General features: G+C 73.1%; 18 protein-coding genes. 10 read left to right on the plus strand and 8 right to left on the minus strand.

Annotated elements, in window-relative coordinates:
- Window positions 1–55: 55 nt before the first annotated feature.
- The 4 genes from ACH4LD_RS05780 to zapE all read right to left on the minus strand — a co-directional run bounded on the left by ACH4LD_RS05780 (window position 56) and on the right by zapE (window position 3,909).
- Window positions 56–1,534, minus strand: coding sequence for a SulP family inorganic anion transporter (locus ACH4LD_RS05780; protein WP_398054369.1), 1,479 nt, complete (start codon window positions 1,532–1,534; stop codon window positions 56–58).
- A gap of 8 nt (window positions 1,535–1,542) precedes the next feature.
- Complete coding sequence (locus tag ACH4LD_RS05785; protein ID WP_132783188.1) at window positions 1,543–2,121, minus strand: carbonic anhydrase; 579 nt, start codon at window positions 2,119–2,121, stop codon at window positions 1,543–1,545.
- Window positions 2,122–2,199: 78 nt separating this feature from the next.
- Window positions 2,200–2,580 (minus strand): hypothetical protein, encoded by a 381-nt coding sequence (locus tag ACH4LD_RS05790; protein WP_398054368.1) that lies wholly within the window; start codon window positions 2,578–2,580, stop codon window positions 2,200–2,202.
- 225 nt (window positions 2,581–2,805) lie between these two features.
- Window positions 2,806–3,909 (minus strand): cell division protein ZapE, encoded by a 1,104-nt coding sequence (zapE, locus tag ACH4LD_RS05795; RefSeq protein WP_132783186.1) that lies wholly within the window; start codon window positions 3,907–3,909, stop codon window positions 2,806–2,808.
- 37 nt (window positions 3,910–3,946) lie between these two features.
- Here zapE and ACH4LD_RS05800 point away from each other — a divergent pair, with 37 nt between their 5' ends.
- From ACH4LD_RS05800 to ACH4LD_RS05835, 8 genes are all read left to right on the plus strand, one after another.
- Window positions 3,947–4,900 (plus strand): pyrimidine reductase family protein, encoded by a 954-nt coding sequence (locus tag ACH4LD_RS05800; RefSeq protein WP_398054367.1) that lies wholly within the window; start codon window positions 3,947–3,949, stop codon window positions 4,898–4,900.
- Window positions 4,901–5,064: 164 nt separating this feature from the next.
- Window positions 5,065–5,538 carry an indole-3-glycerol phosphate synthase gene (locus tag ACH4LD_RS05805; protein ID WP_207928202.1) on the plus strand — a complete coding sequence of 158 codons (474 nt, stop codon included), beginning with the start codon at window positions 5,065–5,067 and terminating at the stop codon, window positions 5,536–5,538.
- Between the two features lie 158 nt (window positions 5,539–5,696).
- Entirely contained in the window at window positions 5,697–7,088 is a 1,392-nt protein-coding gene (murC, locus tag ACH4LD_RS05810; protein WP_398054366.1) for a UDP-N-acetylmuramate--L-alanine ligase, read from the plus strand.
- A gap of 15 nt (window positions 7,089–7,103) precedes the next feature.
- A complete protein-coding gene (gene msrB / locus ACH4LD_RS05815) occupies window positions 7,104–7,511 on the plus strand; it encodes a peptide-methionine (R)-S-oxide reductase MsrB (protein ID WP_398054365.1) in 408 nt (135 codons plus the stop codon).
- A 72-nt stretch (window positions 7,512–7,583) separates the two neighbouring features.
- On the plus strand, window positions 7,584–8,879 hold the full coding sequence (locus ACH4LD_RS05820; protein ID WP_398054364.1) for a PP2C family protein-serine/threonine phosphatase: 1,296 nt from the start codon (window positions 7,584–7,586) through the stop codon (window positions 8,877–8,879).
- Window positions 8,880–9,132: 253 nt separating this feature from the next.
- On the plus strand, window positions 9,133–10,266 hold the full coding sequence (locus tag ACH4LD_RS05825) for an ABC transporter ATP-binding protein (protein ID WP_398054363.1): 1,134 nt from the start codon (window positions 9,133–9,135) through the stop codon (window positions 10,264–10,266).
- A complete protein-coding gene (locus ACH4LD_RS05830) occupies window positions 10,263–10,916 on the plus strand; it encodes an ABC transporter permease (protein ID WP_103811593.1) in 654 nt (217 codons plus the stop codon). The genes ACH4LD_RS05825 and ACH4LD_RS05830 overlap by 4 nt, the downstream gene beginning before the upstream one ends.
- A complete protein-coding gene (locus ACH4LD_RS05835; protein ID WP_103811594.1) occupies window positions 10,913–11,581 on the plus strand; it encodes an ABC transporter permease in 669 nt (222 codons plus the stop codon). The genes ACH4LD_RS05830 and ACH4LD_RS05835 overlap by 4 nt, the downstream gene beginning before the upstream one ends.
- A 3-nt stretch (window positions 11,582–11,584) precedes the next feature.
- Here the strand turns inward: ACH4LD_RS05835 and ACH4LD_RS05840 are convergent, their stop codons facing one another.
- The 4 genes from ACH4LD_RS05840 to ACH4LD_RS05855 are packed head-to-tail and all read right to left on the minus strand — an operon-like array spanning window position 11,585 to window position 15,848.
- The gene (locus ACH4LD_RS05840; RefSeq protein ID WP_103811595.1) at window positions 11,585–12,187 is read right to left on the minus strand and encodes an ATP/GTP-binding protein; all 603 of its coding nucleotides are present in this window, start codon (window positions 12,185–12,187) and stop codon (window positions 11,585–11,587) included.
- Window positions 12,174–12,590 carry a DUF742 domain-containing protein gene (locus ACH4LD_RS05845; RefSeq protein WP_207928230.1) on the minus strand — a complete coding sequence of 139 codons (417 nt, stop codon included), beginning with the start codon at window positions 12,588–12,590 and terminating at the stop codon, window positions 12,174–12,176. Before ACH4LD_RS05845 ends, ACH4LD_RS05840 begins: the two co-directional genes overlap by 14 nt.
- 28 nt (window positions 12,591–12,618) lie before the next feature.
- Window positions 12,619–13,095 (minus strand): roadblock/LC7 domain-containing protein, encoded by a 477-nt coding sequence (locus ACH4LD_RS05850; RefSeq protein ID WP_103811597.1) that lies wholly within the window; start codon window positions 13,093–13,095, stop codon window positions 12,619–12,621.
- Window positions 13,092–15,848 (minus strand): ATP-binding protein, encoded by a 2,757-nt coding sequence (locus ACH4LD_RS05855; RefSeq protein WP_398054362.1) that lies wholly within the window; start codon window positions 15,846–15,848, stop codon window positions 13,092–13,094. Before ACH4LD_RS05855 ends, ACH4LD_RS05850 begins: the two co-directional genes overlap by 4 nt.
- 289 nt (window positions 15,849–16,137) lie before the next feature.
- Between ACH4LD_RS05855 and ACH4LD_RS05860 the strand changes: the two genes are divergently transcribed.
- Entirely contained in the window at window positions 16,138–17,100 is a 963-nt protein-coding gene (locus ACH4LD_RS05860; protein ID WP_398054361.1) for an ABC transporter substrate-binding protein, read from the plus strand.
- A 180-nt stretch (window positions 17,101–17,280) separates the two neighbouring features.
- Window positions 17,281–19,266: an aromatic amino acid lyase gene (locus ACH4LD_RS05865; protein ID WP_398054360.1), complete on the plus strand. Its 1,986-nt coding sequence runs from the start codon at window positions 17,281–17,283 to the stop codon at window positions 19,264–19,266.
- Window positions 19,267–19,306: the final 40 nt, after the last annotated feature.

A 19,306-nucleotide genomic window follows, 5' to 3' on the forward strand; every position in this document is an offset into this window, starting at 1 on the left:
GCCCGTGGGGCCGGGATGCCGAGAGGTCTCGGCGCCCCGGCCCCACGGGCGGGCGTCAGGCGGCCGTGAGCAGCTTCACCGGCTCCGTGCCCGCCGCGCTGTGCCGCGCGGCCCAGTTCTCCAGGGCCGTACGGCAGGCGTGGTCCAGGTGGTGCAGCCCGGACAGGTCGAGCCGGACCGGGCGGTCCTGGGGCAGCGACTCCAGGCTGTCGAGGATCTTCGGCAGCCGCAGGAAGGTCGCGTTCCCGGACAGGTGCGCCTCGATCGGTCCCGCGCCCTTGTCCACGATCTCCAGCTTGACGTGCGAGGCCTCCCAGGCGGTCTTCACCACCGCCAGCGCGAGGCCGATGAGCACGCCCTCGAACATGCTGACCGCCACGATGGAGACGGCCGTGGCCGCGAGGACCAGCGCCTCCCCGCGGTGCTCGCGCCACAGCACGGTCAGCGCCCGCACCGGGACCAGCTTGGCGCCCGCGTGGATCAGGATGCCCGCGAGGGCCGGGATCGGGATGTAGGCCAGCACGCCGGGCAGCAGCGCCGCGAACAGCAGCAGCCAGACGCCGTGCATCACCCGGGAGGCCTTCGTACGGGCACCGGCCTGCACATTGGCCGCGCTGCGCACGATCACCGCGGTCATCGGGAGCGCGCCGAGCACCCCGCACACCATGTTGCCGGCGCCCTGGGCGACGAGCTCCTTGTTGTACTGGGTGCGCGGACCGGAGTGCAGCCGGTCCACGGCCGCCGCGCTGAACAGCGACTCCGCGGAGGCGATCAGGGTGAAGGCGACGACCGTGCCCAGCAGCCCCACGCCGGCCAGCTCGCCGAAGGCGCCCAGCGGCGGGGGCTGGACCGAGCCGAGCAGGCCCTGCACCTCGACGGTGGCCACCGGCAGGTCCAGCGCGAACGCGGCCAGCGTGGCGAGCCCGACCGCGGCGAGCGGGCCGGGCACCGCCCGCACCTTCGCCGGGGTGTGCTTCCACAGCAGCAGCACCGCGATCGTGCCCGCGGCCACCGCGAGCGAGGCGAGGGCGCCGGTGTCGCCGAGGGCGTCCAGGAACGCGCCGGGCACCCCGGCGATCTTGCCCAGACCGGAGTCCGGGGCCTTCGCCGCCAGCGCCGGATACAGCTGCCCGGCGATGATCACCAGACCGATTCCGGCCAGCATGCCCTCGACGACGGAGACCGAGATGGCGCGGAAGTAACGGCCCAGCCGCAGCAGGCCCATGGCCACCTGGAGCGCTCCGGCCACGAGAACGATCACGCCGAGCACCGGCAGCCCGAACTCCTTGACCGCCTCGAAGACGAGCACGGTCATGCCGGCCGCCGGTCCCGACACCTGGAGGCTGCTGCCGCGCATCAGCCCGGTGACGATGCCGCCCACGATGCCGGTGACCAGGCCGAGTTCGGCCGGCACCCCGGAGGCGACGGCCACGCCCACGCACAGTGGCAGCGCGACCAGGAAGACCACCAGGGAGGCGGCGAAGTCCTGCCTGAGGTGGGGGAAACGGGATATGAGGGTGCGGTTGTCGGTCATCGGCGCGCTCACAGGGCCTCGAAGGTGTCGGTCTGCGGGCGGTGCGTCCGTACGGCACCGGTGTGCACCTCGTAGTACCAGGCGTGCAGGGCCAGCTGATCCTCCTTCAGTCTGCGCTCGACGCAGGGGTACGAGCGCAGTCGCAGCAACTGGGTCAGTACGTGGCTCTGCACGCCCTCGGCGACCTCCGGGTCCTCGGCCGCGCCGGCCGGGCGCGGGGTGGCGGACGCCAGCCAGTCACGCACGGCCGGTACGGCGGTCAGGTCGTCACCGCGCACCAGCGCGCCGACGGCGCCGCAGTGCGAGTGGCCGCAGACCACGATGTCGCGGACGCCGAGCACCTCCACGGCGTACTCGATGGTGGCCGCCTCGCTGGTGGGGTGCTCGGAGGCGTGGGGCGGGACGATGTTGCCCGCGGTGCGCAGCTCGAACAGCTCGCCGGGGCGGGCGCCCGTGATCAGGGCCGGGACGACCCGGGAGTCGGAGCAGGTGATGAACAGCACCTGCGGGGACTGGCCTTCGGCGAGTCTGGCGAACTCCTCAGGGCGCTGTCCGAAGGTGCGGGCGTTGTCGATGAGGGGCTGCATGTGTGGGTTCCTCCTGGCGCGCCTGTCCGGCGCGTCGGACTTGAACGACGGTTGTGGGGGGAGAGAGCTGCCCGTCCGTCAGCAGCGGAAGACCTGGAGCGCTGCCGGCGCGTGGGCTCTGGAGGCTCTCGGGGTGGGGTGGTGCGGCCCGCCGGAGGGCTCCGACGGGCCCGTCTCGGCCGTCCGGCCGGATATGAGGGTGCGCTCCTGCGCGCAGCCGGAGGCCGGGCCGCGCTGCCGGTCGCGGACGTGCGGGATGCCCGGGGGGTCGCCTGGGCGGCCGGGGGCGCGGACCTTGTCCGCCGCCCCTTCGCGTACCGGCAGTGCGGAGGGGGTGGTTCCGGTCTCGGCCTTGGCCAGCACCTGACCGAACGTGTGCGCGGGTGCGAAGGATTCCGCGGGAGCGAAGAGAGGGAAGGCGAGGAGTGTCACGCCGAGGAGGGTCAGCAGCGTCCGCACGGTCGCACCTCGGAACATGAGCCCCCCTCCGCCGTGTTCGCGTTTCTTGTCCAGACCAAGGGTTGGTCAATGGATGGTCAAGAAACACGTTAACCCTGCAGAGTCCTTTGCAGGGTTAACTGCGCGTTAAGCGCGCAAGAGAGCGTGAAAAGTGCGGGTGGCGTGGCGTGAACCCGCCCTTGACCCGCAGTGACTTGATCGACTATTGGACGGCCGGCGTGACGGCTAGGCGCCGACCAGTCCCTTCGCGTCCCGGGCCAGCGCGGTGAGCCGGGATATCGCGCGGAAGTACTTCTTGCGGTAGCCGCCGTTCAGCATCTCCTCGCTGAACAGCCGGTCGAACGGCAGCCCCGAGGCCAGCACCGGGACCTCGCGGTCGTAGAGCCGGTCCGCGAGCACCACCAGGCGCAGCGCCGTCGACTGGTCGGGCACCGGCTTCACACCGGTCAGGCACACCGCCCGCACCCCGTCGGTGAGCGCGCCGTACCGGCTCGGGTGCACCTTCGCCAGGTGCTCCAGCAGATGCGCGAAGTCGTCCAGCGAGGCGCCCTCGGTGGCGAACGCCGTCTTCATGACCTCCTCGTCCGAGAAGGGTGCCGGGGCCTCGGGCAGGCCGCGGTGCCGGTAGTCCTCGCCGTCGATGCGCAGGGTGCGGAAGTGGGCCGACAGGCCCTGGATCTCGCGCAGGAAGTCGGCGGCGGCGAAGCGTCCCTCGCCGAGCTTGCCGGGCAGCGTGTTGGAGGTGGCGGCGAGCGCCACGCCAGCCTCGACCAGCTTGCCGAGCAGCGTCGACACCAGGACCGTGTCACCGGGGTCGTCCAGCTCGAACTCGTCGATGCACAGCAGCCTGTGCTCCGAGAGCGTCCGCACGGTCTGCTGGAAGCCGAGCGCGCCGACCAGGTTGGTCAGCTCCACGAAGGTGCCGAACGCCTTGCGGGACGGCTCGGCCGGGGTGGCGTGCCACAGGGAGGCGAGCAGGTGGGTCTTGCCGACGCCGTAACCGCCGTCCAGGTACACCCCGCGCGGGCCGGCCGGGGCCTTGGGCGCCTTGGCCCGGCCGAAGCCGAAGAGGCCGCGCTTGCCGGCGCCGGAGGCGTGCGCCCCGCCGAGCCCGGCCGCGAAGCCCTCCAGGACCCGGACGGCCTCGGTCTGGCTGGGCTGGTTCGGGTCCGGGATGTACGTGGCGAAGCGGACCGAGTCGAAGCGCGGCGGCGGCACCATCTCGGCGACCAGCCGCTCCGCGGGCACGTGCGGCTCGCGGGCACACAGGGACAGGGGGCCGGCTTCCGGCAGCGGGCTGGAACCGGGGGCGGCGGTGGAGGACGACACAGTTCTCCATGCTAAGCGCCGTGTCACACTGCACGGCATGCGACGCCTGTTCCCTGTGACCGAAGAAACAGCAGCCCAGGCCCCCGCGGGGGGTGCTCGGAGCGCCGGCCCGGGACCGGTGGGGGAGGTGAGCCCGGCAGGTCAGGGCGGTGCCGCCGGCGAGGTCGGTGGTACCGCGGGGGCCGGTGCGCCGGGCGGTGCGGCGGGTGGCGGGGTCCGCCCGCCCGTCGGGGGGCCCGCCGGGGCCGCCGCGGTCGTGGACCGGGAGTGGAGCCTCGCCGAGCTGGCCGCCGCGTACGCCTACCCGGAGCCCGCGCCGGGCGCCCCGCGGCCGTGGCTGCGGGCGAACATGGTCTCCTCGCTCGACGGCGCCGCCCAGCACGAGGGCCGCTCGCAGCCCATCTCCAGCGCCACCGACATGCGGATCTTCGGCACGCTGCGGGCGCTCGCGGACGTCGTCGTGGTCGGGGCGGAAACGGTACGGCAGGAGGGGTACCGGCCCGCCCGTGTGCGGGACGAGTTCGCCGGGGCCCGCGCGGCCGCCGGACAGACGCCGGTCCCGGCGATCGCGATCGTCACCGCGAGCCTGGAGCTGGACTTCACGCTGCCGCTGTTCACCTCGCCCCTGGTGCCCACGCTGATCCTCACCGGCGCCGCGGCCGCCCCCGACCGGATCGCCGCCGCCGAGCGGGCCGGCGCCCAGGTGGTGATCGCCGGCGAGGGCATGGGCGTCGAGCCCGCTCGGGCGGTCCAGGCCCTGGCCGGTCTCGGCCACACCCGGCTGCTCACCGAGGGCGGGCCCCGGCTGCTCGGCCAGCTCATCGCCGCGGAGGTGCTGGACGAGCTGTGTCTGACGGTCTCGCCGACGCTCACCGCGGGGAACGCGCAGCGGATCGCCGGGGGGCCGTCGGTGGCCGTCCCGCACCGGTTCGAACTCGTGTCCCTGCTGGAGCAGGACGGATTTCTGTTCGGTCGTTACTGTCGGTCCTGACGCCATCGTTGGTGCTGATGTCACCGTCAGTCCCGATATCGGCGGAATCGACCGTTCCGGTCAGCTTCCGGCAGACGGACTCGGTCCGGCAGTACCCGTGCGATCACGGGGAAGGATGGTTTCCGCACGGGCCCTGCCGGGCCCTCGGAGGAGAGAGGCGCCTGGTGTTCACAAGCGTTCTGATGATCGAGAAGGCCCTGACGTCCGCCGACGTGGAGTTCGTCACCACCTTGCACGGGGACGAGTCCGTCTCCTTCCACGTCCTGCTCCAGCCGCGCGGCGAGCAGGCGGACCGGCTGCTGCGGGCCATCGACGACATCGCGCTCGGCGAACTCGACGAGGCGGTGCGGGAAGGCGAGACGCCGGAGGGGCAGGAGGCCCGGAGCGTGGGGCAGCAGGCCCTCGACGTGTCGCTCCAGGCCCTGCGCTCGGCGGGGAGCCCGGCGGAGGGGCGGCTGGTCGAGGACCACCCGTTGGACGCGCTGAAGTCACTGGTGGCCGAGGTGGGCGCCGACGAGGTGATCGTGCTGACGGACCCGCACTACGTGGAGGAGTTCTTCCACCGGGACTGGGCCTCCCGGGCCCGGCACAAGGTGGGGGTTCCGGTGCTGAAGCTGTTCTCGCACAGCAAGGCGTAGCCGCTCCGCCGGACCGGGGCAGCCGCGACGCCGGGCCGGCCGGTGAGCGCCGTCGGGGTCGCGGCGCGTTCGCGGGGCGCGGGTGCGTGCGAGGCGCCCGGTGCCCGAGCGCATAGGCTAGGCCTGCTCTAGCCCGTACCGTCTCTGGGGAGAAACGCATGGCACCCGGCCTTCCTGACGCCATGGACCGACCGCACTTCATCGGCATCGGCGGCGCCGGGATGTCGGGGATCGCCAAGATCCTGGCCCAGCGCGGGGCCGAGGTGGCCGGCAGCGACGCCAAGGAGTCGGCGACCGCGGAGGCGCTGCGGGCGCTGGGCGCGACCGTGCACATCGGGCACGCCGCCGAGCACCTCGCCGACGACGCCAGCTGCGTCGTCGTGTCGTCGGCCATCCGGAAGGACAACCCCGAGCTGGCCCGCGCCGCCGAGCTGGGCATCCCGGTGGTGCACCGCTCCGACGCGCTGGCCGCGCTGATGGAGGGGCTGCGGCCGATCGCCGTGGCGGGCACGCACGGCAAGACCACCACCACCTCCATGCTGGCGGTCTCGCTCACCGAGCTGGGCCTGAAGCCGTCGTACGCCATCGGCGGCGACCTGGACGCGCCCGGCTCCAACGCGCTGCACGGCGACGGCGACATCTTCGTCGCCGAGGCCGACGAGTCGGACCGCAGCTTCCACAAGTACGCGCCCGAGGTCGCCATCGTCCTCAACGTCGAGCTGGACCACCACGCCAACTACGCCTCGATCGAAGAGATCTACGAGTCCTTCGAGACGTTCGTGGACCGGGTCACCGAGGGCGGCACGCTGGTCGTCTCCGCCGACCACGAGGGCGCCCGCGAGCTGACCCGGCGCGTGCGGGGCCGGGACGTGCGGATCGTGACCTACGGTGAGGCGGCCGACGCCGACGTCCGCGTCCCGGCGGTCGTCCCGCAGGGGCTGAAGAGCCGGGTCACCGTGGTGCTGGACGGGCAGGAGCTGACCTTCGAGGTGTCCGTGCCGGGCCGCCACTACGCCCTGAACGCGGTCGCCGCCCTCGCCGCCGGCGCCGCCCTCGGCATCCCGGCCGCCGAGCTGGCGCCCGCGCTCGCCGCCTACACCGGCGTCAAGCGGCGTCTCCAGCTCAAGGGCGAGGCGGCCGGCGTCCAGGTGATCGACTCCTACGCCCACCACCCGACCGAGATGACCGCCGACCTGGAGGCCATGCGCGCCGCCGCCGGTGACGCCCGCATCCTCGTCGTCTTCCAGCCGCACCTCTTCTCCCGCACACAGGAACTGGGCCAGGAGATGGGGCAGGCGCTGGCCCTCGCCGACGCCTCGCTGGTCCTCGACATCTACCCGGCCCGCGAGGACCCGATCCCCGGCGTCACCAGCGAGCTGATCATCGAGGCCGCGCGCGCGGCCGGCACCGACGTCACGGCCGTGTCCGACAAGGCGGAGATCCCCGCCGTGGTCGCGGGAATGGCGAAGCCCGGTGATCTCGTTCTCACCATGGGCGCGGGAGACGTGACAGACCTGGGCCCGCTGATCCTGGACCGCCTGTCGCAGTAAAGGGGCTGAGAACTGATGTCGTACGACGTCGAGAAGCCGGACGAGCAGTGGCGCGCGGAGCTGACCCCCGCCGAGTACGCGGTACTGCGCCAGGCCGCCACCGAGCCGGCCTTCACCGGTGAGTACACGGACACCAAGACCAAGGGCGTCTACTCCTGTCGGGCCTGTGGCGCCGAGTTGTTCACCTCCGACACCAAGTTCGAGTCGCACTGCGGCTGGCCGTCCTTCTACGACCCGAAGGACACCGACGCCGTCGAGCTGATCGAGGACCGCTCGCACGGGATGGTCCGCACCGAGGTGCGGTGCGCCCGCTGCGGCTCCCACCTCGGGCACGTCTTCGAGGGTGAGGGGTACGCGACCCCCACCGACCAGCGGTACTGCATCAACTCCATCTCCCTGCGGCTGGAGCCCCAGGAGGGCTGACGTCTCTGCGCCGGGGCGGCCGGGGCTGGTGCCCCGGTCGCCTCGATTTGAGATTCTGTGAGGGTGTTGGGTGTGGCGCGGTGGATCCGTTCCCGTCGCAGGCCCCTGCCCGTCGAGCGGGCCCGCCGCCGGGACGGCGGCGGCCCCGGCGAGGCCGAGCAGCCCGCGCGGACCGGTGCGCGGCCGGCCGACCTGCGGGAGACCCTGGCCGGGATCGGTACGACCCTCGACGCGGCCACCACCCGCACCGAGCTGACCCGGGCCGCCGTGCGGCTGGCCGGGGGAGCCGCCGCTGTGATGGGCCGCACCCGGGACACCGTCTCCGAGTACGCCGCGGTCACCGGGGACGCCGAGCTGCTGCCCGACGTCCGGTGGGCCGCCGCTGCGGCCCGCGAGGCGCACGTCCCGGCCGCCGGCGCGGCACCGGAACCCTGGCTTGAGTACGCGGGCACCACCCGGGGCGCCGGTCTGTGCGTCCCATTGACCAGCGGGGACGAGGTGTACGGGGTCCTGGTGTGGGCGCGGCCCGGGGGAGCGCTGCGGCGCGCCGAGGCCGAACTGCTCGCCCTGCTCGCCGAGCGCGCCGCCTCCCACCTGCGGCACGCCCGCGTCCACGAGCAGGTCAGCCGTACCGCCGGTGACCTCCAGCGCGCCCTGCTCGCCGAGCCCGGCCGGCCGCACCCCAACCTGGACGTCGCCATCCGCTATCTGCCGGTGGGCCTGAGCACCCTGGTCGGCGGCGACTGGTGTGAGACCGTCCGGCTGCACTTCGGCCGGACCCTGCTGGTCGTCGGCGACGTCATGGGGCACGGCCTGGAATCCGCCGTCGACATGAGCGCGTACCGCTCCTCCCTGCGCTACATCGCCTCCGCCGACCTCCCCCCGCACCGGGTGCTGCGGCAGATGGACGACATCGCCTCCAAGGAGGCCGAACGCAGGCCCGCGACCTGTCTGCTCGCCCGCGTCGATCCCGGCCGGGGGCAGGTCACGCTCGCCAGCGCCGGTCATCTGCCGCCCGCGCTGATCAACCGGGACGGCGCGACCAGTCTGCTGCCCGTGCCGGTCGGGCCGCCGCTGGGCACCGGGCTCGGCGGGTACGAGTCGGCCACGCACCGGCTGGCGCCCGGCCAGACGCTCGTGGCGTTCACCGACGGGCTCGTGGAACACCGCGGCGAGGACATCGACCGCTCCCTGGCCCGGCTGGCCGCCCTGCGCTTCACCGCCACAGACCCCCTCGACGCGGTCCTGGACACCATCCTCAGCCGCCTGGACGCCCGCCACGCCGAAGACGACGTAGCGATCCTGGCGGCGCGCCCGCACACGCGCCAGGGGAGTCCGGCGGGGGCGGGGACGGGGGTGCGCGGGTGACGGGACCGCCCGAAGGGGTCCTCGGCAGGCCGAGTCCGGCGAGGTGTTCCATGACCCCGCCGTGCCGCCCCGACCGGGCCATGATGCAGGCGGCGCAGCACAGACAACCGGCCATACGGCAGCGCCGGTTGCCCATCACCGTCAACGAGTGGCGGGCACGTCGGCCATGGTGCCGCCAAAGTGCTGAAACACTGTCGGTCTAGACTCTCCCCGCATCAGCCCAGGATCGGTCGCCCGAAGGGTACGCGGCGTTTTGATACGGATAGATTCAGTCACGAAGCGGTATCCGGACGGTACGGTCGCGGTCGACCGGCTGTCGTTGGACATACCGGACCGCGCGATCACCGTCCTCGTCGGGCCCTCCGGCTGCGGCAAGACGACGACCCTGCGGATGATCAACCGGATGGTGGAGCCCAGCGAGGGCAGCATCCTCCTCGACGGCCAGGACATCCGGCAGCAGCCGGTCAACACCCTGCGCCGGTCGATGGGCTACGTCATCCAGAACGCCGGGCTGTTCCAGCACCGCACGATCATCGACAACATCGCCACCGTGCCCCGCCTGCTCGGCTGGACCAAGCAGCGGGCCCGGGCCCGGGCCGCCGAGCTGATGGAACGGGTGGGGCTCGACACCGCGCTGGCCAAGCGGTACCCGTACCAGCTCTCCGGCGGCCAGCAGCAGCGCGTCGGCGTGGCCCGCGCCCTCGCCGCCGATCCGCCGGTGCTGCTGATGGACGAGCCGTTCTCCGCCGTCGACCCCGTCGTCCGCAAGGGGCTCCAGGACGAACTCCTGCGCATCCAGGACGAGCTGGGCAAGACCATCGTCTTCGTCACGCACGACATCGACGAGGCGATCAAGCTGGGCACCAAGGTCGCCGTGCTGCGCACCGGCGGCCGGCTCGCCCAGTTCGCCCCGCCCGCCGAACTGCTCAGCGCGCCCGCCGACCCCTTCGTGGAGGACTTCCTCGGCGCCGACCGCGGCATCCGCCGGCTCTCCTTCTTCCCGTCCGCCGGGCTGGAGTTGCAGACCGGTCCCGTCGTCCCGATCGACGCCGACGCCGGCAAGCTCGCCGCCCGGGCGGCCACGGCCCCCTACCTCCTCGTCACCGACCTCGACGGCAGGCCGCTCGGCTGGAGCGCACCGGACCGGCTCACCGCCGGCGCCGTCGACCGGGACGAACTCCTGGACCACGGGCGGCCGTTCGTGCCCGGCACCGACTCGCTGCGCACCGCGCTCGACGGGGCCGTGCTGTCGCCGACCGGCTGGGCCGTCGCGGTGGACGGCGAGGGACGCGCGGTCGGTGTCGTCTCCCAGCAGGTCATCGGCGAGGCGATCCGCGCGGCCCACAGCCAGGTGGCGGAGCACGCCGACGCGAAGGCCGGGCGATGAGCGGCTTCTTCGACCTCCCGAGCGACCTCCAGCACAGCTACCTCGGTCTGATCGGGCTGCATCTGCGCGAGGCCCTGCTGCCGGTGCTGGCCGGACTGCTCGTCTCGCTGCCGATCGCCCAGCTGTGCGTGCGCTTCCGCTGGATCTACCCGCCCGTCCTCGGCATCACCACCGTCCTCTACGCCATCCCGTCCCTCGCCTTCTTCGTCGTCCTCATCGACTACTTCGGGCAGAGCGAGACCACGGTGATGATCCCGCTCGCGCTCTACAGCCTGGTGGTGCTCGTCCCGGCGATCGTGGACGGCGTCCGCTCGGTGCCGCCGGAGACCCTGGCCGCCGCCCAGGCCATGGGCTTCGGGGCCGTACGCCGGTACTTCCAGGTGCAGTTGCCCATCGCCGTACCCGCGATCATCGCCGGGCTGCGGGTGGCCACCGTCTCCAGCATCTCCCTGGTCAGCGTCGGCATGCTCATCGGCAACCAGGGCGCCCTCGGCAACATGCTCTACGACGCCCAGACCTACCACCGGCCCGCCCTCGCCGTGAACTCCGTCCTGACCATCGCGGTGCTGGGCATCCTCGCCGACGCCGTACTGGTCCTCGTCCGCCTCCTCCTCACCCCCTGGATGCCGCGGAAGGGTGCCGCCCGGTGAACGTCCTGAACTTCGCGCACGCCTTCTTCAGCGACAGCGCCCACTGGCACGGCTACGACGGCATCCCCACCCGGTTCGCCGAGCACATCAAGTACTCCCTGGAAGCCCTGCTGATCGCCACCGCGATCGGGCTGCCCGTCGGCCTGCTCACCGGCCACACCGGGCGCGGCGGCAACGCCCTCGCGCTCATCGCCACCGCCGGCCGCGCGCTGCCCAGCTTCGGCCTGCTCGTGCTGATGTTCATCTGGATCGGCTTCGGTCTGCTGCCGGTGATGATCCCGCTGGTCGTGCTCGCCGTACCGCCGATCCTGGTCACCACCTACGAGGCGGTCCGTTCTGTCGATCCCTCCCCGGTGGACGCGGCCCGGGGCATGGGCATGCCCGAGGCGCGCGTGCTGCTCCAGGTGGAGGTGCCGGTCGCGCTGCCGCTGATCCTCAGCGGCCTGCGCACGGCGGCCATCCAGATCGTCTCCACCGCCACCATCGCCGCCTACGTCAGCCTCGGCGGCCTCGGCCGCTACATCATCGACGGCCTCTACCAGAAGAACTACGAGAAGGTCGTCGGCGGCGCCACGCTCGTCGCCGGTCTCGCCCTCGCGACGCTCGCCGTGTTCTGGGCGGCGTCCCGCATCACGGTGTCGCCGGGGGTACGCCGCAGCGCCTGACGGTCACCGCTCGGTGCGGGCCAGCGCGAGTTCGAGTACGACGAGCAGCGCGTCCCGCACCGAGCCCCGCTCCCGGGCGTCGAACACCACGACCGGCACACCGTCGGAGACGTCCAGCGCCCAGCGGACGTCCTCCAAGGCGTGCTCCACCCGGCCGTCGAAGGCGTTCACCGCGACGGCGAACGGGATGCCCTTGTGCTCGAAGTAGTCCACGGCCGCGTAGCAGTCGTCCAGTCGGCGGGTGTCGACGATGACGAGCCCGCCGACCGCCCCCTCCACGATGTCGTCCCACATGAACCCGAACCGTTCCTGCCCGGGCGTGCCGAACAGGTACAGCTTCAACGTCGGGTCGATGGTGATGCAGCCGAAGTCCATCGCGACGGTCGTCGTGGTCTTGCACGGGGTGTGCGTCAGGTCGTCCACACCCGCCGCGACCTCGGTGATCGACGCCTCGGTGGTCAGCGGCTCGATCTCCGAGATCGCGCCGACGGCCGTGGTCTTGCCCACGCCGAAACCGCCCGCGATCACCATCTTCACCGGCAGCGGCGGCCGCACCGCCGCGGGCGCGGCCGGGCCCCGGGCCAGGAGCGGTTCAGTCGGTGTCACTCGGTACCCCTCGGGAGTCGGGGATGGCCCGCAGGCCATCGATAACCCTGCGCAGGACGGACGCGTCGTGGGTGGCCTCGGCGTCCGGCACGTACACCGCCAGCTGGCCCGCCTCGCGCAGGTCTTCGGCCAGGACGCGGACCACGTTGAGATGCAGCCGCAGCCGGGCCGCGAGTTCCGCGATCGACTGCGGCAGCCGGCAGGCGGCGACGATGTCGTGCTGCTCGAAGGAGAGCCGGCCGAGCGCGTCGAGACCGTCGGCGGTGGACACCACCTGGGTCTCCACGGGCAGCGCCCGGCCGGAGGCGGCGTCCGCGACCCGGCCGGCGGTGACCAGGTACGGCCGTACGGCGGGGACGGGGCCGACCGGGTCCGGGCCCGGGGGCGGAATGCCGTCCGCCATACCGTCCGCCATGGAAACCTTCTCCTCCTCAGCGGGCCGCCGCCGCGCCCACGCTGTTCTTCAGCTCCAGCACGAGCTGCGGGCTCAGCGCGGCACCGGCGCGGTTGGCGAACAGCGTCATCTCGTAGGCGATGTTGCCGAGCTTCGCCTCCTTGTCGGTGACGACGCCGAGCACGGCGCCGCTGCCGATCGCGGAGACGATGACGTGACCGCCCTCCAGATCGATGATGACCTTGTTCAGGCCGCCGAGGCCGTAGTTGCCGGAGGCGCCCGCGGCCAGGCTGGTGATGCCGGACACGATCGCCGCGAGCCGCTCGGAGTCGGCGTGCTCGCGCAGCTGTGACACCGCGATCAGCAGGCCGTCCGAGGACACGGCGATGGCGTCGACGACGCCGGCGGTCTCGGTCGCGAAGCGGTTCAGCAGCCAGGTGAAGTCGGCCGCGGCTGCCTGCAGGTCGGTCGGCGTGGTGCCGCCCGTCGGGCTGTCACCTGTCGACGTGCTCACTGCTCGGCTCCTTCCGGAAGGTGGTTCGGGTCGTGCGGCGGGGTGGTCGGGGGTGTGGGGGCGGGGTGCTGTGGGGGGTCGGTGGCCGGGTTGCCGTCGCCGTCGGGCGGGGCGCTGTCCGGGCGGGGCCGGTGCGGTGGCCGCGTGGCCCGCGGGGTGGCGTCCGGCTGGGACGTGCGCGTGGCTCCGGTGCTGTCGGGGCGGGCCCGGTGCGGTGCCGCCGTGCCGCCGTCGGGGCTGGACCGGTGTGGTGCTGTCGGTCCGTCGTCCGGGCGGGGTCGGTGTGGTGCCGTCGGTCCGTCGGCCGGGCGCGCCGCCGTGGCCGTGCCGCTCCCGTGCGGAGCCGTACCGGTGCTCACCGGGAGGGTGAAGCTGCCCGTGTCGCTGTCCCGCCGGGCGCGTTCCACCGCGTCCTCGAACTCCTCCAGCGCGCTGCGGACGGCCTCGGCGTCCAGCGGCCGGGCGGTCTTCGGCACCGTCGGCGCGGCGCCGGCGGTGGTGCGCAGCGTGGCCCCGCGCACCCGGCGGCGCAGCGGGCGCGCGGTGTGTTCCGCGTCGCCGGGCGTCTGCTCACCCGAAGGGGCCTGCGCGTCGGTGCCCTGCGGTGCGCGGTGGGGGACCCGGCGGGGGAGCGGGCCGCCGTGTTCGGCGCGGGCGGGCTCGTCCGGGGCGGTGCCGTCGGCCGATGGCTTCTCGTGGGTGGTCTCCGGCGGCAGCGCGCCCCGCGCGGGTACCGGGCCGGACACCCCGGCCACCGGCGCGGGCGCCGCGGTCACCGGAGCCTCGGCCGCCGCGCCCGGCGCCAGCAGCAGCGAAGCCGGCAACGTCACTTCGGCCGTCACACCGCCGCCCGGCGTGCGGGTCAGTTCGACCGTGATCTCCCAGCGGCGGGCCAGCGCGCCCACCACGAACAGGCCCAGCACCTTCGTCGGCACCAGGTCCAGCCGCTCCCGGCGGATCAGCCGGGCGTTCTCCTCGGCGAGCCGCTCGGCGCTCATGCCGAGGCCGTGGTCGGTGATCACGACATGTGTGCCCTCGGCGCCGGAGCGGACGGTGACCTCGACGGGGCTGCCCTCGGGCGAGAACGACACCGCGTTCTCCAGCAGTTCGGCCACCATCAGCGTGAGGTCACCGATGACGTCCGGCTCCACCAGGGCGTCCGACGCGGCGTACAGCCGTACTCGCTGGTAGCCCTCGATCTGCCCGAGCGCGGCCCGTACGACGGTGGACAGCGCCGTCGGGCCCGCGTCCAGCACTGTCTCGCGGATGCCGGCCAGCAGCATCAGGCTGTCGGCGTTGCGGCGCAGCCGCACGGCGATGTGGTCGATGGAGTACAGCCGCTCCAGCAGCGCCGGGTCGGTCTCCCCCCGCTCCACCGCGTCGATCAGCGCGAGTTGCCGGGTGGTCAGGTTGCTGACCCTGCGGCCCACGTTGCCGAACATCTCCGCGGTGTTGCGCCGGCTGAGCACCTGGCGCTCCAGCAGCGCGGCGGCGGTGGTCTGCACCCGGTTGAACGCCTCCGCCAGGTCGCCGATCTCGTCGCGGGCCGTGACCGGCATGTCCCGCAGCCGGGGCGGTCCGTCGTCCTCGGCGTCGTCGTCGGCCACCCGGGCCAGCTCGCGCCCGGCGACCTCGGCGACCTCCCGCGCGGCTCCGGTGAGCGCCTGCACGGGCCTGACCACCGAGCGGCGCACCAGCACCGCGAAGGCGATCCACAGCGCGAAGGCGATCAGGGCGCCGCTCAGCAGCAGGCCGGCCCGCCAGCGGGCGCCGTCGGCGGCGCCGTCGGCCCGGTCGGCGATCTGGCCGATCAGCGCGGTGGTGATCTTCAGCCGGGCGGCGGCCTGTTCGGGGTAGGCGGGGTAGTCGGTCAGCGCGTCCTGCACCGCCCGGCGCAGCCGTCCCTTGTCGTTCGTCTCCAGCCGGCCGACGCCGACCTGGAGTTCGGCGTACGCCTCGGCGATCTCGCGCTGTGCCTGCGTGTGCTCGATGCCGGAGAACCGCTCGGCCTGCGCCTCGGTGGCGAACCGGGTGAAGCGCTCGGCCTGGTGGGTGTACAGCTCGTACGCGCCGACCGCGCTGGTGAACTCGATCTGCGCGTTGGTGTCGCCCGTGGTGGCGGCGAACACATTGGTCTCGAAGGCGCCGTGGGCGGCGTCCGCGCGCAGCAGGGAGTCCAGCAGGCTGCCGGTGAAGGTGTCGGCGAGGTCGGCGTCGCGGTCGAGGCCGAGGCCGTCGATCAGGCTCTGGGCGGCACCCGCGTAGGCCGGGTCGATGTTGTCGGCGGGCAGGTACGACTGCTCCACCGAGGTGCGCAGGCTGGTGAGGCCCTCGACCCCGCGCAGCGCCTGCGCCTCGCCCTCCGGCACCCGGTCCCCGAACGCCTCGCGCACCTTCGCCACCTGGGAGTCCACCGCGTGCTGCGCCGCGCGGTAGGCGGACGTCGACGGCTTCGCGTCCCCGGACTCGTAGCGCGTCGAGAGCAGGATGGCCTGCTGGTGCTCGGCCTCCACCCGGTCCACCAGCCGCGCCACTTGCGCGCTGTCGCGCACCAGCCGGGCCGCCGAGGCGGCGCTGGACGACTGCCGCACCAGGTCGGTGAAGAGGTACGCCAGCAGGACCGCGATGACCGCGAGGGGAATGCCGACCAGCAGATTGAGCTTGCGCCTGAAGGGCCAGCGGTCGGCGAAACCCCGTGCGCCGCCCCGCGTGGGGGCGTGCCGGGCGGGCGCGTCCACCTGGTTCGTGGACACCGGGCCTCCTTCATGGGTGTCTTGTCCGGAGGAGCCGTCACTCCCGGACCTGAGGGCTGTGTCGCCCTCGGAACGCCTGCGTCACGACACCGAAGCGGGCCCCGCGCACCGCTGTGGTCGATACCAACTCGGGTGAGACTACAGGCCTCTTGAGGTGTCGATCAGCTCACCTTTCATCAAGAATCCGTTACAAAGAGAATGCTCTGTGTGCACGAGTGACCGCAGATCGAGGCCAATCGGTGATCTGATGCCCTTGACTGACCGAGAACTGGCTGGATTGGATCAGCGCGTGACTTCCACGACCCACATCAGCAGGTCCATCCGGAGGAACCGAGGCGCGGCGGCGGTCGCCCTCGCGGCGGCTACGGCTCTGCTGGCGGGCTGTTCCTCCAACGACGGCAAGTCCGACAATCCCCTGTCGGACGACAGCAAGGCCGGCGGCGACACCGTCGTCGTCGGATCCAACAACTTCCCCGAGAGCACCCTGCTCGCCGACATCTACGGCGAGGCGCTCAAGGCCAAGGGGATCAAGGTCACGTACAAGCCGAACATCGGCAGCCGCGAGACCACCTACGGGCTGATCAAGAACGGTTCCATATCGGTCCTGCCCGAGTACAACGGGGCGCTGCTGGCCTACCTCGACCCGAAGGCCGCCCCGAAGACCCTCGCGGAGACCACGGACGCCATCAACGCCAAGCTGGACTCCAAGCTCACGCTGCTCGACCCGGCGTCTGCGCAGGACAAGGACTCGATCACGGTCAACGCGGCCACCGCGAAGAAGTACCAGCTCACCGAGAAGTCGTCCATCGCCGACCTCAAGGACGTCGCCAAGGACCTGGTCATCGGCGCCTCGCCGGAGTTCCAGACCCGGCAGCAGGGCCTGGTGGGCCTGAAGTCCGTCTACGGCCTGGAGTTCAAGTCCTTCAAGGCGCTGGACGCGGGCGGCCCGCTCACGCTGGCGGCGCTGAAGAAGGACGCCGTGCAGGCCGCGGACCTCTTCACCACGGACCCGAACATCTCCAAGGAGAAGTTCGTCGTCCTCCAGGACCCGAAGAACCTGTTCGGCTTCGAGAACGTCCAGCCGCTCACCTACAAGGGCGCGCTGTCCAAGGAGGGCGTCGCCGCGCTCAACGCCGTCTCCGCCAAGCTCGACACCGCGACTCTGCTGGACCTGGACACCCAGGTGCAGGCCCAGAACAAGGACCCGCTGGACGTCGCCAAGGCGTGGCTGAAGTCGGCGGGGCTGGGCTGAGACCGGACCACGCGTAGGGGCCGGGACAGCCGGAACGGCCCAGGGGGCTCAGACCGAAGAGTACGACCGGAACGGACCGGAGCAACCGGAACGGACTGGAGCAACCGGAACGGCCGGAACGGACTGGAGCAACCGGAACGGCCGGACGACCGTAACGACCAGGAACTGTCAGGAACGACCGTGGACCTGCCCACGCGGGTGCCCTCGCAGTCAGGGGACACCCGCGTCCCGCTCGACGGCGGCGGCCTCACCCTCCCCGCCCTGATCCGGCTCGCGGACGGTACGGCCGTACCCGCCGTCGACCCCGGCGCCCTGGACCGGGTCCGCCGAGCCCGGGAGGCGGCCGACCGGCTCGCCGCCACGGGCCGCTGGTACGGCCGTGGCACCGGCGTCGGCGCACACCGCTCGGTCGCCGTCGACCCGGCCGAGGAGACCGCCCACGGCCTGCGTCTGCTGCGCAGCCACGCGGGCGGGGCCGGTCCGCTGCTGCCGGCCCGCACGGTTCGCGCGATGCTCGCGATCCGCGCCAACCAGCTCCTCGCCGGCGGCTCCGGCATCCACCCGTCCTTCGTCACCGCCCTCACCGACGCCCTCCGCCTCCGCGTGCACCCGGCGGTCAACGAGTACGGCGGCGTCGGCACCGGCGACCTGACGGCCCTGGCCCAGACCGGCCTGACCCTCCTCGGCGAACGCCCTTGGCTGACACCGGACGACTCGACGCCCCCACCTCACCCGGACGGAACCGTGCCGGTGGGGGAGCGGGCGGGGGTCGGCTCGGGGGCCGGGGCGGAACTCGGGGTCGCGGAGGCGCCGGGTGCTGCCTCGGCGGGTGGTGGCGTGGGCACTGCGGAGTGGGCGGCGGTGGCACCGGGGGCTGGGCCGGTGGAGGTGCAGGCTGGGGGCTCGGCGGGTGGTGGCGTGGGCGCGGCGGAGTGGGCTCCGGTCGGATCGGGCGCCGGGCCGGAACTCGGGGTCGGCGAGGCGCCGGGTGGGGGTGCGCTCAGTGCGGAACGGTCGCCGTCCGGCGACATGGCCGTCGATGGCGTCGGTGCCGTCGGCGTCGGGGCCCTCGGTGCCGTCGGCGTCGGGGCGGAACGACCGGCCCCGGCGGCGGCGGACCTGACCGAGGTGGTCGAGGCCGCGCACCTCGGCGAGGGCCGTCCCCGGGGCGTCGGCGAGGGAGACCGGACCGCCGGTGAGCTGCCCGCTCCGGTCACTCTGCGGGCCGGCGACGCCCTCGCGCTGCTCAGCAGCAACGCCCTCGCCCTCGCACAGGCCGCCCTCGCCGGACACGAGACCGAACTGCTGCTACGGGCCACGCACGTGGTCGCGGCACTGTCCCTCGCCGCCGTGTCGGGCTCCCCGGAGGCGTACGCGGCGCCGGTGCACGCCCTGCGGCCCTACCCCGGCCCGGCCCGTGCCGCCGCCGAGGTACGGCGTCTGCTCGGCCTGCCCGACGACCCGGCGACGGGCGTCGTGGACGGGCTTCCCGCAGCGGACCGGCGGATCCAGGACCCGTACGGATTCCGCGCGTTCCCGCAGGTGCACGGCGCTGCCCTCGAAGCCTCGGCCGCGCTGCGCCGGATCGTCGAGACCGAGATCAACTGCCCCTCGGAGAACCCCGTCCTGACCCCGGACGGCCACCTCTACCACCACGGCGGCTTCTTCGCCGCCCCCCTCGCGCTGGCGCTGGACGGCCTGAACCTCGCCCTGCTGAAGACCGCGCAGCTCTCCGCCGCACGCCTGTCCGCGCTGAGCCGCCCCGACCTCACCGGCCTGCCCGCGTTTCTCGCCACCGGCCCGGCCGGCAGCTCCGGCACGATGATCCTGGAGTACACCGCCAACTCGGCGCTCGCCGAGCTGCGTTCCAGCGCCGCCGCGCCGGCCTCGGCCGGGCACGCGGTCCTCTCCCACGGCCTGGAGGAGGCCGCCGGCTTCGCCGGACAGGCGGCCCGCCAGACGGAACGGGCCCGCGCCGCCTACGCCACCGTCCTCGCCTGCGAACTGGTGTCCGCCGTCAGGGCCCTGCGTCTTCACCCGGAGCCGCCGGCCCTCCCCGCCCTCACCCTCGCCGCAGCCGTTCTCCCCACCGGCCTGGAGGACCGCCCGCTGAGCGGCGACATCGAGACGGCTACGGAACTCCTGCCCCGACTCGCCGAGTTCTGAGCGCCGAGTTCTGAGCGCCGAGCTCTGGGCGAAAGACAGT

This window comes from Streptomyces sp. NPDC017676, assembly GCF_044329325.1.
In the GTDB taxonomy this organism is placed as follows: domain Bacteria; phylum Actinomycetota; class Actinomycetes; order Streptomycetales; family Streptomycetaceae; genus Streptomyces.

Excerpts from the sequence above, each read along its gene's own strand:
- ACH4LD_RS05780 (WP_398054369.1), bottom strand. The coding sequence starts at position 1,534 with ATGACCGACAACCGCACCCTCATATCCCGTTTCCCCCACCTCAGGCAG.
- ACH4LD_RS05800 (WP_398054367.1), top strand. The coding sequence starts at position 3,947 with ATGCGACGCCTGTTCCCTGTGACCGAAGAAACAGCAGCCCAGGCCCCC.
- msrB (WP_398054365.1), top strand. The coding sequence starts at position 7,104 with ATGTCGTACGACGTCGAGAAGCCGGACGAGCAGTGGCGCGCGGAGCTG.
- ACH4LD_RS05785 (WP_132783188.1), bottom strand. The coding sequence starts at position 2,121 with ATGCAGCCCCTCATCGACAACGCCCGCACCTTCGGACAGCGCCCTGAG.
- murC (WP_398054366.1), top strand. The coding sequence starts at position 5,697 with ATGGCACCCGGCCTTCCTGACGCCATGGACCGACCGCACTTCATCGGC.
- ACH4LD_RS05845 (WP_207928230.1), bottom strand. The coding sequence starts at position 12,590 with ATGGCGGACGGCATTCCGCCCCCGGGCCCGGACCCGGTCGGCCCCGTC.
- ACH4LD_RS05830 (WP_103811593.1), top strand. The coding sequence starts at position 10,263 with ATGAGCGGCTTCTTCGACCTCCCGAGCGACCTCCAGCACAGCTACCTC.